The following is a 13,114-nucleotide window of genomic DNA, read 5'->3' as shown; positions in this document are numbered from 1 at the left end:
CGGGGTATGACAGCGTGCCTGGATCTACTCCCCCGCCTGGAGCTTCCTCGGAAACATCTCCGCCGCACCTGTTGCCACCAGATGCGGTCCGTCCGGCGCGTCCGCCTTGCTGAAATCGAGCTCCTCGATTCGCCCCGCGCGCTTCTCGATCTTGTCGGCGGAGATCAGGATCTGGCGGACGTCCTCGTTCGCGTCGGAGAAGTGCTTCTGCAATTTGACCACGCGGTCGCGCAGGCGGCCGAGATCGTCGCCGAGCTTGATCACTTCGGTCTGGATCTGGTCGGCGGCGTCGCGCATGCGCGCGTCCTTCATGATCTGCTGCATCACCTGGATTGCCAGCATCAGCAGCGACGGCGACACCAGCACCACGCGGGCGCGGTAAGCCTTCTGGATCACGTCGTCGAAACCGTCGTGGATCTCGGCGTAGACCGATTCCGACGGCACGAACATCAGCGCCATCTCCTGGGTCTCGCCGGTGACGAGATATTTTTCGGCGATGTCGCTGACATGCTTCATCACGTCGCCGCGCAGCCGCTGCGTGGCGATGCGCTTCTCCTCGTCGCTGCGGGCGTCGTGCAGCGCGGTCATCGCTTCCAGCGGGAATTTCGCGTCGATGCAGAGCGGTCGCTGGTCGGGCAGGAACACCACGCAGTCGGGCCGTTTTCCGGTCGAGAGCGTGAACTGGAATTCGTAGGCGCCCTTCGGCAAGCCGTCCTGGACGATCGCCTCCATCCGCGCCTGGCCGAAGGCGCCGCGCGACTGCTTGTTGGCGAGCACGTCGCGCAAGGTCGTCACCTGCGTGGTGAGGTCGGTGAGGTTCTTGTGGGCGCTGTCGATGATGCCGAGCCGCTCGTGCAGCGCGCGCAGGCTCTCCATGGTGTTGCGGGTCGAGTGTTCCATCGACTGGCCGACCCGATGCGTCACCGAATCCAGCCGTTCGTTGACCGCCCGCGCCATCTCGGCCTGGCGTCCCGCCAGCGCCTGGGTCATGGCATCGACCCGGCCGGAGGATTCGCTTTGGGCATGCAGGACCTGGCTGAGGCGCTCCTCGAGCTCGTCGGCCCGGATCGCATGCGCCATCGCGAGTTCCGCGCCGCGCCGCCCGGATCGCGCGATCACGACGGCAATCAGCACCAGCAGGATGAGGACGAGGGCGCCGAAGCCGATCAGCGCGTCGATGGTGCGCACCGGCCAGTCGCCCAGCATGAAAATGATCTCGTTCATGCCCGTACTTCTAAGCCGATTCGCTCGACCGCACGAACGAATAGCGAACATTTATGGTTAATAGCCCGCTAATTTTTATGGTTAACGAAAGGCGAAGTTTTATGGTTAGCGAAGGGTTAACGGGGTTCCTGTCTGCATTGACCGCATCCGGCATGCAGCTTAAATCGCGGCCATGGCCCTCAGAGAAATCATCATCCTGCCCGACAAGCAGCTGCGTCTGGTCTCCAAGCCGATCGAGAAGGTCACGCCGGAGATCCGCAAGCTTGCCGACGACATGTTCGAGACCATGTACGACGCCCCCGGCATTGGGCTGGCCGCAATCCAGATCGCGCAACCGCTGCGGCTGATCACCATGGACCTCGCCAAGCCGGACCCCGACGGCGAGACCAAGCCGCTGCCGCGCGTCTTCATCAATCCCGAGATCATCGCCTCCTCCGAGGACCTGTCGGTCTACGAGGAAGGCTGTCTCTCGATCCCCGAATATTACGAGGAGGTCGAGCGGCCGGCCAAGGTGCGCGTGCGGTTTACGGATCTGGACGGCAAGGTGCACGAGGAGGACGCCGAAGGCCTCTACGCCACCTGCATCCAGCACGAGATCGATCATCTCAACGGCGTGCTGTTCGTCGACTATCTGTCGAAGCTCAAGCGCGACCGCGTCATCAAGAAGTTCGAGAAAGCCGCCAAGCGCGCGGAGTAAGGTTCTCCGTTGATGCCCCTCCGCCTGATCTTCATGGGCACGCCCGATTTCTCCGTGCCGACGCTGCTCGAGCTGGTCTCGCACGGCCACGAGATCGTCGCCGTCTACACCCGCGCGCCGAAGCCCGGCGGGCGGCGCGGCCTGCAATTGCAGCCGACCCCGGTCGAGGAAGCCGCGCGAAGGCTCGGCGTGCCCGTGCTGACGCCGAAGACGCTGAAGACACCGGAGGCGCTGGAAGAGTTTCGCGCGTTCGACGCAGATGCGGCCGTCGTCGTCGCCTACGGCATGATCTTGCCGCAGGCGATTCTCGATGCGCCGAAGCTCGGCTGCTACAACCTCCACGGTTCGCTGCTGCCGCGCTGGCGCGGTGCCGCCCCCATCAACCGCGCGATCATGGAAGGCGATGCCGAGAGCGGCGTGATGGTGATGAAGATGGATGTCGGCCTCGATACCGGCGACGTTGCCATGGCCGAGCGGCTTCCGATCACCGACACCATGACCGCGGTCGATCTGCACGATCGCCTCTCTCGCCTCGGCGCCGACCTGATGGTGCGTGCGATGGCCGCGCTAGGGCGCGGCGGTTTGCAGCTCAAGAAGCAGAGCGAAGACGGCGTCACCTATGCCGCCAAGATCGACAAGGCCGAAGCGCGGATCGATTGGTCGAAACCCGCGCGCGCGGTGCTGCGTCACATCCACGGCCTGTCGCCGTTCCCGGGCGCGTGGGCCGAGCTCGACAATGCGCGGGTGAAAATCCTGCGTTGCGAACTCGCGAAAGGATCTGGCGAGCCCGGCGCGGTGCTGGACGATCAACTCACCATCGCCTGCGGCGAGGGCGCGATCCGCATTCTCGAGCTCCAGCGCGAGGGCAAGGCGCGGATGCAGACCATGGACTTTTTGCGTGGTGTGCCCGTGAAGCCGCCGATGCGGCTGGCCTGATGCCCCGCTACAAGCTCACCATCGAATATGACGGCGCGCCGTTCTTCGGCTGGCAGGTGCAGGACACGCTGCCGTCGGTGCAGGGCGCGCTGGAAGCGGCCGTGAAGGCGATGACCGGCACGGATTTGCGCGTGCACGGCGCCGGCCGCACCGATGCCGGCGTGCATGCGCGCGGCCAGGTTGCCCATGTCGATATCGACAAGCAGTTTCCGCAGGGCCGCTTTCGCGACGGCCTCAACGCGCATCTGCGCCCGCATCCGATCGCGGTGCTCGAGGCCGAGATCGTGCCTGATGCGTTCGAGGCGCGCTTCTCGGCCGTGAAGCGCCATTACCGCTATCGAATCGTCAATACGCGCGCCAACCTCGCGCTCGACATCGGCCATGCCTGGCGTGTGCCGCGCAAGCTCGATTCCGACGCGATGCACGCGGCGGCCCAGCGTCTGCTCGGCAAGCACGACTTCACGACCTTTCGCAACACCGAATGCCAGGCCAAGTCGCCGGAGAAAACGCTCGACCAGCTCGACGTGCTGCGCGACGGTCGCGAGATCAGCATCGTCACCTCGGCGCGCTCGTTCCTGCACAGCCAGGTGCGTTCGATGGTGGGATCGCTGGTCTGGGTCGGCGAAGGCCGCTGGACCGCCGACGATCTCTCCGCAGCACTCGCAGCGCGCAACCGTGCGGCGTGCGGCATCGTTGCCCCGCCGGATGGGCTGTATCTGATGAAGGTGGATTATTAGACGAGAAGCCGACGCCGGTGCCTCATCATCGGTGTCATGCCCCGCGAAGGCGGGGCATCCAGTACGCCGCGGCCTATCGAGGAATCACTGTCGTCTCGGAATACTGGATCGCCCGCCTTCGCGGGCGATGACAGCGGAGTGTGGACCGCCCGCTTTCGCGGACGATGACAGCGCAGCAGGTGGTGACGGCGGAGGACCTAAGTCCTACCCGAAATACCGCGTCAAAATCCCGCGATACACCTTTGTCAGCTTCTCCAAATCCACCACCGGCACGCGCTCGTTGACCTGGTGCATGGTCTGGCCGACCAGACCGAACTCGATCACCGGGCAGTAGCTGGAAATGAAACGCGCATCCGAGGTGCCGCCTGAGGTCGACAGCTCCGGCTTGCGCCCCGTCACCTCCTCGATCGCGGAGACCGCGAGATCGGTGAACGGGCCCGGTTTGGTCACGAACACGTTGGAGTTCGAGGGCTCCCAGACGATGCGGGCCTTGATGCGGTTGCCGCAGGCCTTGGTCAGCCGCGTCTCGATCAGCTCGCGCAGGCTCGCCTGGGTGTGGTTGTCATTGTAGCGGATGTTGAATTTGGCGCGGGCCTCGCCGGGGATGACGTTGTTGGCCTTGTTGCCGACGTCCACCGAAGTGAATTCGAGATTCGAGGCCTGGAATTGCGCGCTGCCATGGTCGAGCGGCTCGTCGCTGATCGCCACGATCAATCGCGAAATATCAGGCACCGGATTGGCCGCGCGGTGCGGATAGGCGACATGGCCCTGCACGCCGTCGACATAGAGCGTGCCGGATTGCGAGCCGCGGCGGCCGACCTTGATGGTATCGCCGAGCGTCTCGACATTGGAGGGCTCGCCCAGCACGCAATGATCGAATTTTTCGCCGCGCTCGGCCGCCCATTTCAGCAGCTTGATCGTGCCGTTGATGGAGACGTCTTCCTCGTCGCCGGTGATCAGGAACGAGATTGAACCTTTTCCATCCGCGCGCGGCTTGCCGCCGTTGGCGGCGAGATGCTCCAGCACGGCGGCGACCGAGCAGGCGATGCCGCCCTTCATGTCGACCGCGCCGCGGCCGTGCAGAAAACCGTCCCGGACCTCGCCGGAGAATGCGCCGACGCTCCAGGCGCTCTCGTCGCCCGGCGGTACCACGTCGGTGTGGCCGGCAAAGGTGATGTGCGGCGCTTCGGTGCCGATCCGCGCATAGAGATTGTCGACGTCGGCGGTGCCGTTCTCGCTGAATGTCACGCGGTCGCAGGTGAAGCCGGCGGCGTTGAGGGCTTTTTCGAGCACGCCCAGCGCACCGGCATCTTCAGGGGTTACCGAGGGGCAGCGGATGAGATCGCGGGCAATCGAGAGAGCATCGGTCATGAGCCCCGCTTAACATGCATGCCGCCGGGTGGGCTAGCGCTGGGCGGGACAATTTCCATCTCGTGGCTCTGGTCCCAGCCTTTTGCAGGGGGCGCGGCCGAGCTGTCCTCGATTCCCAGCAGCGGATCGGGGCCGAACCGGTTGTGGCCCGACGTGCCGGGCACGATGAACAGCTCGACGACGCCCCACAGCCACAGGGCCGACGCGGTGAGGCCGAACGGAAGCATCCAATGGGAGTCAGGCAGCAGGTCCGAGAACTGACCGAACAGGCCGGGCACCAGGAAGAACGGAACGATCCACCAGCCGCTCCTGTCCCGGTCGTGCAGCCGCTTGATGGCCGTCGCCAGGAAGATCCATGAGAACAGCGCCAGGCCGAACGACTTCAGGACCAGATCCGTGCGATCAAGGGATGCCAGCGAACGATAGGCCCGGGGATCGACCAGCTTGAAGAGGTCGTCGAGGCCGAAGTCGAAATCGAGCTTGATGGATAGTTTCAGCGATCCGTCGGCGTTGAGAAGGTGGATCACCTGACTGATCACACCGAGCAGGCCCGCCAGCACCGCAACGATCAGCAGCGCCTGCCACAGCAAAGCGCGATTGATCCGACCGTCGAAGCGGAAGAGGTACCAGGACCAGTCCATGCGAGAAGCTCCGGGCGGTGCGGGCCGCCCGAAGATTGGTCGCGATGGAGGGAGTGTGGGTTCGATACGGAGCTTAACCGTCATCCCCGCGTAACGGCGAAGCCGTTATCGCTGGAGGTGCGAGTGGCGCGATGCAAAAGCATCGCGCCGGGAGCCTCGAAGGATGCACGGCCACGATGCGGCGGCAGCCGGGCCGTCGCCCTTCGAGGGCCGCCGAAGGGGCGGCCACCTCAGGGTGACGGATTACAGCTTGCAGACCGAACTCAGTCCCGCAGCAACTCGTTGATGCTGGTCTTCGACCGCGTGCGCTCGTCGACGCGCTTGACGATGACGGCGCAGGCGGTGCTCGGGCCGATCTGGCCGTTCTTCATCGGCCTGCCGGGCAGCGCGCCGGGGACGACGACCGAATATTCCGGCACCTCGCCGATGAAGATCTCGCCGGTCTCGCGGTCGACGATCTTGGTGGAGGCGCCCAGGAACACGCCCATCGCCAGCACCGCGCCTTTGCGCACGATCACGCCTTCGGCGACTTCGCTGCGCGCGCCGATGAAGCAATCGTCCTCGATGATCACGGGCTCGGCCTGGAGCGGCTCGAGCACGCCGCCGATGCCGGCGCCGCCGGAGATGTGCACGCGCTTGCCGATCTGCGCGCAGGAGCCGACGGTGGCCCAGGTGTCGACCATGGTGCTCTCATCGACATAGGCGCCGAGATTGACGAAGGACGGCATCAGCACGACGTTCTTGGCGATGAAGGCCGAGCGGCGGACGATCGAGCCGGGGACGGCGCGGAAACCGGCATCGCGAAAACGGTTCTCGCCCCAGCCTTCGAACTTCGAGGGCACCTTGTCCCACCAGGTCCCCTTGCCGGGGCCACCGTTGATGACGCCCATGTCGTTGAGACGGAAAGAGAGCAGCACGGCCTTCTTCAGCCACTGATTGACCTTCCACTTGCCGTCGGCACCGCGCTCGGCGACGCGCGCCTCGCCCTTGTCCAGGGTCTCCAGCACCTGGTCCACGGCCTCGCGCACGTCGCCCTTGGTCGAGGTCGAGATACCGTCACGCGCGTCGAAGGCGCTGTTGATGGTGGATTCGAGGGCGGACAGGGACATCGGGATTTCCTCTTGGGAACGTGAATTTTGATGGATTGGGGCGCTTTTTCGGGATTTGGGCCGGGAGAGTCAAGGCATACTCGGTCGTCGTCCCGGGGCGCGCGAAGCGCGAGCCCGGGACCCATAGCCACAGGCCGTTGTTTGGCGAGAACTCGGAGTCATCGATCTCGTGCCACAACCACTCCCTGTGGTTATGGGTCCCGGGCTCGCTTCGCGCCCCGGGACGACGGCGGCTATTTGGGGGGCAACTTGCCCAAAAACCCCGTCAAATCATCCGTGACGTGGTCGACATAGGCCGCGTCCCGGCCCTCCAGTTCCCAATCCTCGCGCACCACCTCCTTGGTGCCGTCAGGCACCACCAGCACGGTGGTCATGCCGAGCGCGTGCGGGACGGTGAGGTTGCGGGAGAGGTCCTCGAACATCGCCGCGCGGGTCGGGTCGACCGCATGGTCGCTCAGGAATTTCCGGTAGGTCTGCTCTGCCGGTTTGGGCTCGAAGCCGGCCGCGATGATGTCGAACACACCGTCAAAATGGCCGGCGAGGCCGAGCCGCGCCAGCACCGCGTCGACATGATCGACCGAGCCGTTGGTCAGGATCAGCTTCCGCCCCGACAGTTTCGTGATGGCTTCGCCGAGCGCCGGGTTCGGCTCCAGCGGCGAATGGTCGATCTTGTGGACATAGGCCAGATAATCGTCGGCGCGCACGCCGTGCAGGGTCATCATGCCGCGCATGGTGGTGCCGAAGCGCCGGTAATAGTCCTTCTGGATATTGCGCGCTTCCGCCGGACCGACGTTGAGCCAGTTGCACACGAACTCGCCGATCCGCGCATCGACCTGCTGCCACAGATTGACGTGATGCGGATAGAGCGTGTTGTCGAGGTCGAACACCCAGGTGTCGATGTGGCCGAAGGCGCGAGGAGATTTCATCACAACTCTCTATTCGTTACACGTAAGTGCAACCGCACTCTCTGCTGTCGTCCCGGACAAGCGAAGCGCAGATCCGGGACCCATAACCACAGGGAGAGATTTGGCGAAGACGCGTGGTTGGCAGCTCGCGCCATAACCAAATCCTGTGGTTATGGGTCCCTGCTTTCGCAGGGACGACAGCGGAATTTGTGGCGCGGCCGCCGCGCCAATCAACGGTGCCATCTCACCCATCACGGCATCGCAAAGCGCAGCGTCTTGCCGCCGCTGCTCATATCCACCGCACCAAAACCCGTCGCCGCGAAACCGCGCGCGCCGCAATCGGTCTGTTCGTTGGTTTCGAACTTGGTCTCGCGCGTGCAGAGCTGCTTGTCGCCGCCCCAGTTCAGCGGCCTGTCCTTCAGCTTGATCACGCGGTTGTCGGCGTCGATGGCTTCCGCGAAGCTGAAGATCTGTTTGGGCTGGCCGGTCACATCGGGATGCAGGCAGGTCCTGGGGTCGATGCGATACCAGCCGCGGCTGGTTACGGATTTGCCGTCGTCGGTCGCCACTGCCGCCATCACCTTGTGGGGCGTGTCGTTGCACCAGGTCAGGCCGGTCGCAGACGGCGTCTGCACCGCATCGACCATGGTCTTGAAGAAATTCGGCGACGCCATGATGTCCGCCGCCAATCCACGGCTCTTCAGGAACGCGGCCAGTGCGGCTTGCGTCTTGGGGCCGTCGACGCCGTCGATCGGGGCTGCGTCATAGCCGGCGATCACCAGCAGCCGCTGGATTCCGGCGAGGCGCGCCTGCTCGTCGTCATATTCGGAATCCTCGGCGAGATAGGCGACGAGATTGCCGTCCGCACCTTGTGTCGGCGTGATCTGGGTGAACGCAGCCTGGGTCTGGCCACTGCGGCATTGCCGTGCCGCCGCGATGACGAAATTGTCCTGCGCCACGCACAGCGTGTCGCTGCCGTTCTGCGGGATTGGCGAGGCGCCATAGACGCCGAGCGCGCGGGCATTGAGCAAAATGCGGTCCGCGCTCAGCGTGCCCTGCACCACGACGCGGCAGGTGGCGGGATCGATCCTGAACCAGCCGCGCGTCGCGGTCGCCGCCTTGTCGTCGATGCCGATCGCGGCCTCGACGACATAGGACATGCGGTTGCAGATTTTCAAATCGGCGAAAGCAGGCGCGGAAGAGAAGACAAACGAGACGGCCGCGGCCGGCAGCGTCATCAGGAAACGCGCGAGGGAAGAGCGGCGAGGTCGCTTTGCTCTCTCCTCGTCATGCCCGGGCTTGTCCCTGGCATCCACGTTCTTGGCGCGGAACGAAAGATCGTGGATGGCCGGGACAGGCCCGGCCATGACGGCTTTCTTTGTCCGCTCCTGCATCACTTGTGGATCAGCGTTCCCGTGCCCGTATTGGTGAAGAGCTCGAGCAGCACCGCGTGCTGCATCTTGCCGTCGATGATGACGACGCCCTCCACGCCCTGCTCGAGCGCGTAGATGCAGGTCTCGACCTTCGGGATCATGCCGCCGGAAATGGTGCCGTCGGCGATCAATTGTCGCGCGTCTTTCACCGAGAGCTGCGGGATCAGCTTCTTCGACTTGTCGAGCACGCCGGGCACGTCGGTGAGCAGCAGCAGGCGTTTTGCCTTCAGCGCACCCGCCACGGCACCGGCAAAGGTGTCGGCGTTGACGTTCAGCGTCTGGCCTTCCTTCGACGTCGCGAGCGGCGCCAGCACCGGGATCAGCTCGTAGCCGATCAGCTGGTTGAGCAGCGTGAGGTCGACCTTCTCGGGGTCGCCGACGAAGCCGAGATCGATTGCCTTCTCGATGTTCGAATCCGGATCGACGATGGTGCGCGTCGTCTTGGACGCCTTCACCATGTTGGCGTCCTTGCCCGACAGCCCCACGGCCTTGCCGCCGGCTTCGTTGATGTAGCCGACGATCTGCTTGTTGACGGAGCCGGCCAGCACCATCTCGACGATCTCGATGGTCGCGGCGTCGGTGATGCGCAGGCCGGCGGCGAATTCCGAGACGATGCCGAGGCGCTTGAGCATGGTCGCGATCTGCGGCCCGCCGCCGTGCACGACGACCGGATTGATCGCGGTCTGCTCCAGCAGCACGATGTCGCGGGCAAAATTCTTCGCGGCTTCCTCGTCGCCCATGGCATGGCCGCCATATTTGATGACGATGGTTTCTTCGTCATACTGCTGCATGTGCGGCAGCGCCTCGGACAGGATGCGGGCCTGGTCGAGCGGAGAGATGTCGGTCATGTCACGGTCTCGCTGGCGGGACTAAACGCGGCCTGCGTTCTATCTGATTGGCGGGCGCGGCGCAAAGTGGTCTTCGTGCCCCGGACGCAGCGCAGCGCTTCTTCAGCGGTGCGCTGCAGAGCCGGGGCCCATGTCGCTGCTGGGTCCCGGCTCCGCGGAGCGTCACTGCGTGCCGCACCGCGTCCGGGACACGAGAGAGCTACTTCCGTGCCACCACCGCCGCGAGCGTCACCACCAGCCAGCTCGCAATCATCACGGTGCCACCGGTCGGTGCGGCAAACGGAAACAGCGAATGCCCGGCATATTGCCGCAACGTGAGATCGCCCGCGAACAGTGCGGTGCCCATCACGAAGCCGAACGCGGCAACCAGTCCAATTCCGCCATGCAGAAGGTCGCGCGTGAGCAAGGCTGTGGTCGCCAATATGGCAGTTGCATGAAACAGCAGCATGGCGCTGGCGGAGGCAAGCCTGCCGGCATCCGCGCCGTGGGCGGACGCCGCGGCCAGCGCGACGCCGGCGGCGCCCATCAAACCGGCAAGCCCGATCAGCAGGCGGAACGCCACCATCACTTGGTCCGCTCTTCCAGCAGCTTCGCCATCGCGGCGCGCAAGTTCTCCATGCCGGTCGCGCTGCGTGACGAGGTTGCGAGCACGTTCGGGAATGCAGCCGGATGTTTGGCCAGCGCGGCCTCGGTCTCGGCGACGCGCGATTGAAGCTCGGCGGCCTTCACCTGGTCGGCCTTGGTCAGAACGATCTGGTAGCTGACCGCGGAGCGGTCGAGCGTCTTCAGCACTTCGAGATCGACGTCCTTCAGGCCATGCCGCGCGTCGATCAGCACGTAGACGCGCGCGAGCGAGGTGCGGCCGAGCAGGAATGTGTGGATCAGCTCGGTCCAGGACGCGACCTGGCTCTTCGGCGCCCTGGCGTAGCCATAGCCGGGCATGTCGACGAGACGCAAATCGGTCTTGCCGGGGACCTCGAAGAAGATCAGCTCCTGGGTGCGGCCCGGCGTATGCGAGGTGCGCGCGAGCGCGTTACGGCCGGTGAGCGCGTTGATCAGGCTGGATTTGCCGACATTGGAACGCCCGGCAAAGGCGATCTCCAGCCCCGCCATCGGCGGCAGCGCCGCAATCGAAGGCGAAGCCCAGATGAATTGCCAGTCGCGCGCGAACAGCTTTCGCCCGGCTTCGATCAGCTTCGCATCTTTGTCGTCGGTCTTGTCGTTCATGCGAGCGGTCCATCCTCTCGTCGTGGCCGGGCTTGTCCCGGCCATCCACGTCTGTCCGCCGGGCATCCTTCAAAACGTGGATGCCCGGGACAAGCCCGGGCATGACGATGTGGAGGCAATTTGCCTGGCGATGACGGCCGCTACGTCGCCTTCTTCGCGAACGTCGCCTTGAGATTGTCGAACAGCTCCACCTTCACGCCGTTGCGGCGCATGATGTAGCTCTGCTGGAGCACCGAGAGCGTGTTGTTCCAGGCCCAGTAGATCACGAGGCCCGCCGGGAAACCCGCCAGCATGAAAGTGAAGATCAGCGGCATCCAGTTGAAGATCAGCTGCTGGGTCGGATCCGGCGGCGTCGGGTTCAGCTTCATCTGGAACCACATCGTGATGCCCATGATGATCGGCCAGATGCCGAGCGCGAGGTAATGGCCGAACACCGGGATCGTGGTCGGATCGAACGGGATCAGCCCGAACAGGTTGAACAGGTTGGTCGGGTCCGGCGCGGAGAGATCCTTGATCCAGCCGTAGAACGGCGCGTGCCGCATCTCGATGGTGACGAACAGCACCTTGTAGAGCGAGAAGAACACCGGGATCTGGATCACCACGGGAAGACAGCCGGCGACCGGGTTGATCTTCTCCTTGCGGTAGATCTCCATCATCTCCTGCTGCTGCTTCACCTTGTCGTCGGGGTAGCGCTCTTTGAGCGCGGCCAACTGCGGCTGGACCGACTTCATCTTCGCCATCGAGGCGTAGGACTTGTTCGCCAGCGGGAAGAACAGCAGCTTCACGATCACGGTCACGAGCAGGATCGAGATGCCGAAATTGCCGAAGAAACGGTAGAAGAAGTCGAGGCCGAGGAACATCGGCTTGGTGATGAAGTAGAACCAGCCCCAGTCGATCAACAGATCGAAATGGTTGAGGCCGAGTTCCTTGTTGTAGCCGCCGAGGCCGGCGAACGGGAACACGCCGACCACGCCGGCTTCCTTGGCGCCGGCGAACAGCCGCGCATTCGCGGTGGCTCTGCCGCCGATCGCGACGGTGATGGGATCGAGCAGATAGTCGGTCTGGTAGGTGTGGACGTTGCCGACCGGGTTCGAGGAGAAGCGCGCCTGAAGCGTGGCACTGGTGTCCGGCAGCAGCGCCGAGGCCCAGTACTTGTCGGTCATGCCGAGCCAGCCATTGGTGGCCTTGAAGTTCACCGTCTTGGCTTCATCGATCTTCTTGTAGGCGTATTCCTGCAAGCCATCGAGATAGCCGATCAGGCCTTCATGCAGGATGTAATAGCCGGAGACCTGCGGCGTGCCGTGGCGCGAGATCAGTGCGAACGGGTAGAGCGTGACCGGCGAATTGCCGACATTGCTCACCTCGTCCTTGATGGTGAAGAGATAATGGTCGTCCACCGCAATGGTGCGGCGGAAGGTGAGGCCCTCGCCATTGTCCCACTTCAGCACCGCAGGCGTGGTCGGCGTCAGGTTGCCGCTGCCGTCCTGCTGCCAGACGGTCTGGGCATCCGGCATCTTCGACGTCACGCCCGTCGCGGCCACCCAGCCGAACTCGGCGTAATAGGGCTCCGCGGTGCCCGAGGGCGAATAGAGCACGATCGCCGGCGATTTCGGGTCGACCGTCTCGCGGTATTGCACCAATGCGAGGTCGTCGATGCGGCCGCCCTTCAGCGAAACGCTGCCCGTCAGCCGCGGCGTGTCGATCTTCACGCGCGGGCTGGCGGCAATCGCGGTGTCGCGGGCCACGACCGGCTGGGCCTGCTGGCTCGCGCCCGGCGTCGTCGGCTGCGCGGCGCCGCCGGCTTGCGGGGTCGAGCCCGGCGTCGCGGAGGCCGCCGGCTGCGGCGTGGCTTTCTGGAGCTCGGCCGCCTGTTGCTGGGCGCGCTGCTTCTCCATCGCCGGCACATTGTAGAAATACTGCCAGGCGATCAGGACCAGGCCGGAGAGAATGACGGCGAGGATGGTATTGCGATTGTCGGTCATCACT

General features: G+C 64.6%; 13 protein-coding genes. 3 read left to right on the top strand and 10 right to left on the bottom strand.

The window, feature by feature from the left end:
* Positions 1-24: 24 nt before the first annotated feature.
* Entirely contained in the window at positions 25-1,224 is a 1,200-nt protein-coding gene (locus AB7532_RS32930) for a DNA recombination protein RmuC (RefSeq protein ID WP_441238816.1), read from the bottom strand.
* A 172-nt stretch (positions 1,225-1,396) separates the two neighbouring features.
* Here AB7532_RS32930 and def point away from each other — a divergent pair, with 172 nt between their 5' ends.
* Genes def through truA form a run of 3 tightly spaced genes read left to right on the top strand, consistent with a single transcriptional unit; the run spans position 1,397 to position 3,594 of the window.
* Positions 1,397-1,921 carry a peptide deformylase gene (gene def, locus AB7532_RS32925; protein ID WP_441238815.1) on the top strand — a complete coding sequence of 175 codons (525 nt, stop codon included), beginning with the start codon at positions 1,397-1,399 and terminating at the stop codon, positions 1,919-1,921.
* A gap of 12 nt (positions 1,922-1,933) precedes the next feature.
* Positions 1,934-2,857, top strand: a complete 924-nt coding sequence (gene fmt, locus AB7532_RS32920) for a methionyl-tRNA formyltransferase (RefSeq protein ID WP_441238814.1) — start codon at positions 1,934-1,936, stop codon at positions 2,855-2,857.
* The gene (gene truA, locus AB7532_RS32915; protein ID WP_441238813.1) at positions 2,857-3,594 is read left to right on the top strand and encodes a tRNA pseudouridine(38-40) synthase TruA; all 738 of its coding nucleotides are present in this window, start codon (positions 2,857-2,859) and stop codon (positions 3,592-3,594) included. The genes fmt and truA overlap by 1 nt, the downstream gene beginning before the upstream one ends.
* Before the next feature lie 204 nt (positions 3,595-3,798).
* On the opposite strand, the gene dapE is transcribed toward truA, so the two are convergent.
* The 9 genes from dapE to yidC all read right to left on the bottom strand — a co-directional run bounded on the left by dapE (position 3,799) and on the right by yidC (position 13,110).
* Positions 3,799-4,965: a succinyl-diaminopimelate desuccinylase gene (gene dapE, locus AB7532_RS32910; protein ID WP_441238812.1), complete on the bottom strand. Its 1,167-nt coding sequence runs from the start codon at positions 4,963-4,965 to the stop codon at positions 3,799-3,801.
* A complete protein-coding gene (locus AB7532_RS32905) occupies positions 4,962-5,606 on the bottom strand; it encodes a DUF805 domain-containing protein (protein WP_441238811.1) in 645 nt (214 codons plus the stop codon). Before AB7532_RS32905 ends, dapE begins: the two co-directional genes overlap by 4 nt.
* A 263-nt stretch (positions 5,607-5,869) precedes the next feature.
* A complete protein-coding gene (dapD, locus tag AB7532_RS32900; RefSeq protein ID WP_441238810.1) occupies positions 5,870-6,715 on the bottom strand; it encodes a 2,3,4,5-tetrahydropyridine-2,6-dicarboxylate N-succinyltransferase in 846 nt (281 codons plus the stop codon).
* A gap of 233 nt (positions 6,716-6,948) precedes the next feature.
* Positions 6,949-7,641 carry a pyrimidine 5'-nucleotidase gene (locus tag AB7532_RS32895; RefSeq protein WP_441238809.1) on the bottom strand — a complete coding sequence of 231 codons (693 nt, stop codon included), beginning with the start codon at positions 7,639-7,641 and terminating at the stop codon, positions 6,949-6,951.
* A 230-nt stretch (positions 7,642-7,871) separates the two neighbouring features.
* Entirely contained in the window at positions 7,872-8,858 is a 987-nt protein-coding gene (locus AB7532_RS32890) for a DUF1036 domain-containing protein (RefSeq protein ID WP_441239405.1), read from the bottom strand.
* A 155-nt stretch (positions 8,859-9,013) separates the two neighbouring features.
* Positions 9,014-9,901 (bottom strand): acetylglutamate kinase, encoded by an 888-nt coding sequence (gene argB, locus AB7532_RS32885; RefSeq protein ID WP_441238808.1) that lies wholly within the window; start codon positions 9,899-9,901, stop codon positions 9,014-9,016.
* Positions 9,902-10,100: 199 nt separating this feature from the next.
* Positions 10,101-10,466 (bottom strand): DUF423 domain-containing protein, encoded by a 366-nt coding sequence (locus AB7532_RS32880; RefSeq protein WP_441238807.1) that lies wholly within the window; start codon positions 10,464-10,466, stop codon positions 10,101-10,103.
* Entirely contained in the window at positions 10,466-11,128 is a 663-nt protein-coding gene (gene yihA / locus AB7532_RS32875; RefSeq protein ID WP_441238806.1) for a ribosome biogenesis GTP-binding protein YihA/YsxC, read from the bottom strand. The genes AB7532_RS32880 and yihA overlap by 1 nt, the downstream gene beginning before the upstream one ends.
* 140 nt (positions 11,129-11,268) lie before the next feature.
* Positions 11,269-13,110: a membrane protein insertase YidC gene (yidC, locus tag AB7532_RS32870; protein ID WP_441238805.1), complete on the bottom strand. Its 1,842-nt coding sequence runs from the start codon at positions 13,108-13,110 to the stop codon at positions 11,269-11,271.
* Positions 13,111-13,114: the final 4 nt, after the last annotated feature.

The sequence above is a fragment of the Bradyrhizobium sp. 930_D9_N1_4 genome, assembly GCF_052076015.1.
Lineage (GTDB): Bacteria > Pseudomonadota > Alphaproteobacteria > Rhizobiales > Xanthobacteraceae > Bradyrhizobium.
The sequence above is the reverse complement of the archived record's forward strand: the minus strand, read 5'-3'. Positions and strand labels throughout refer to the sequence as shown.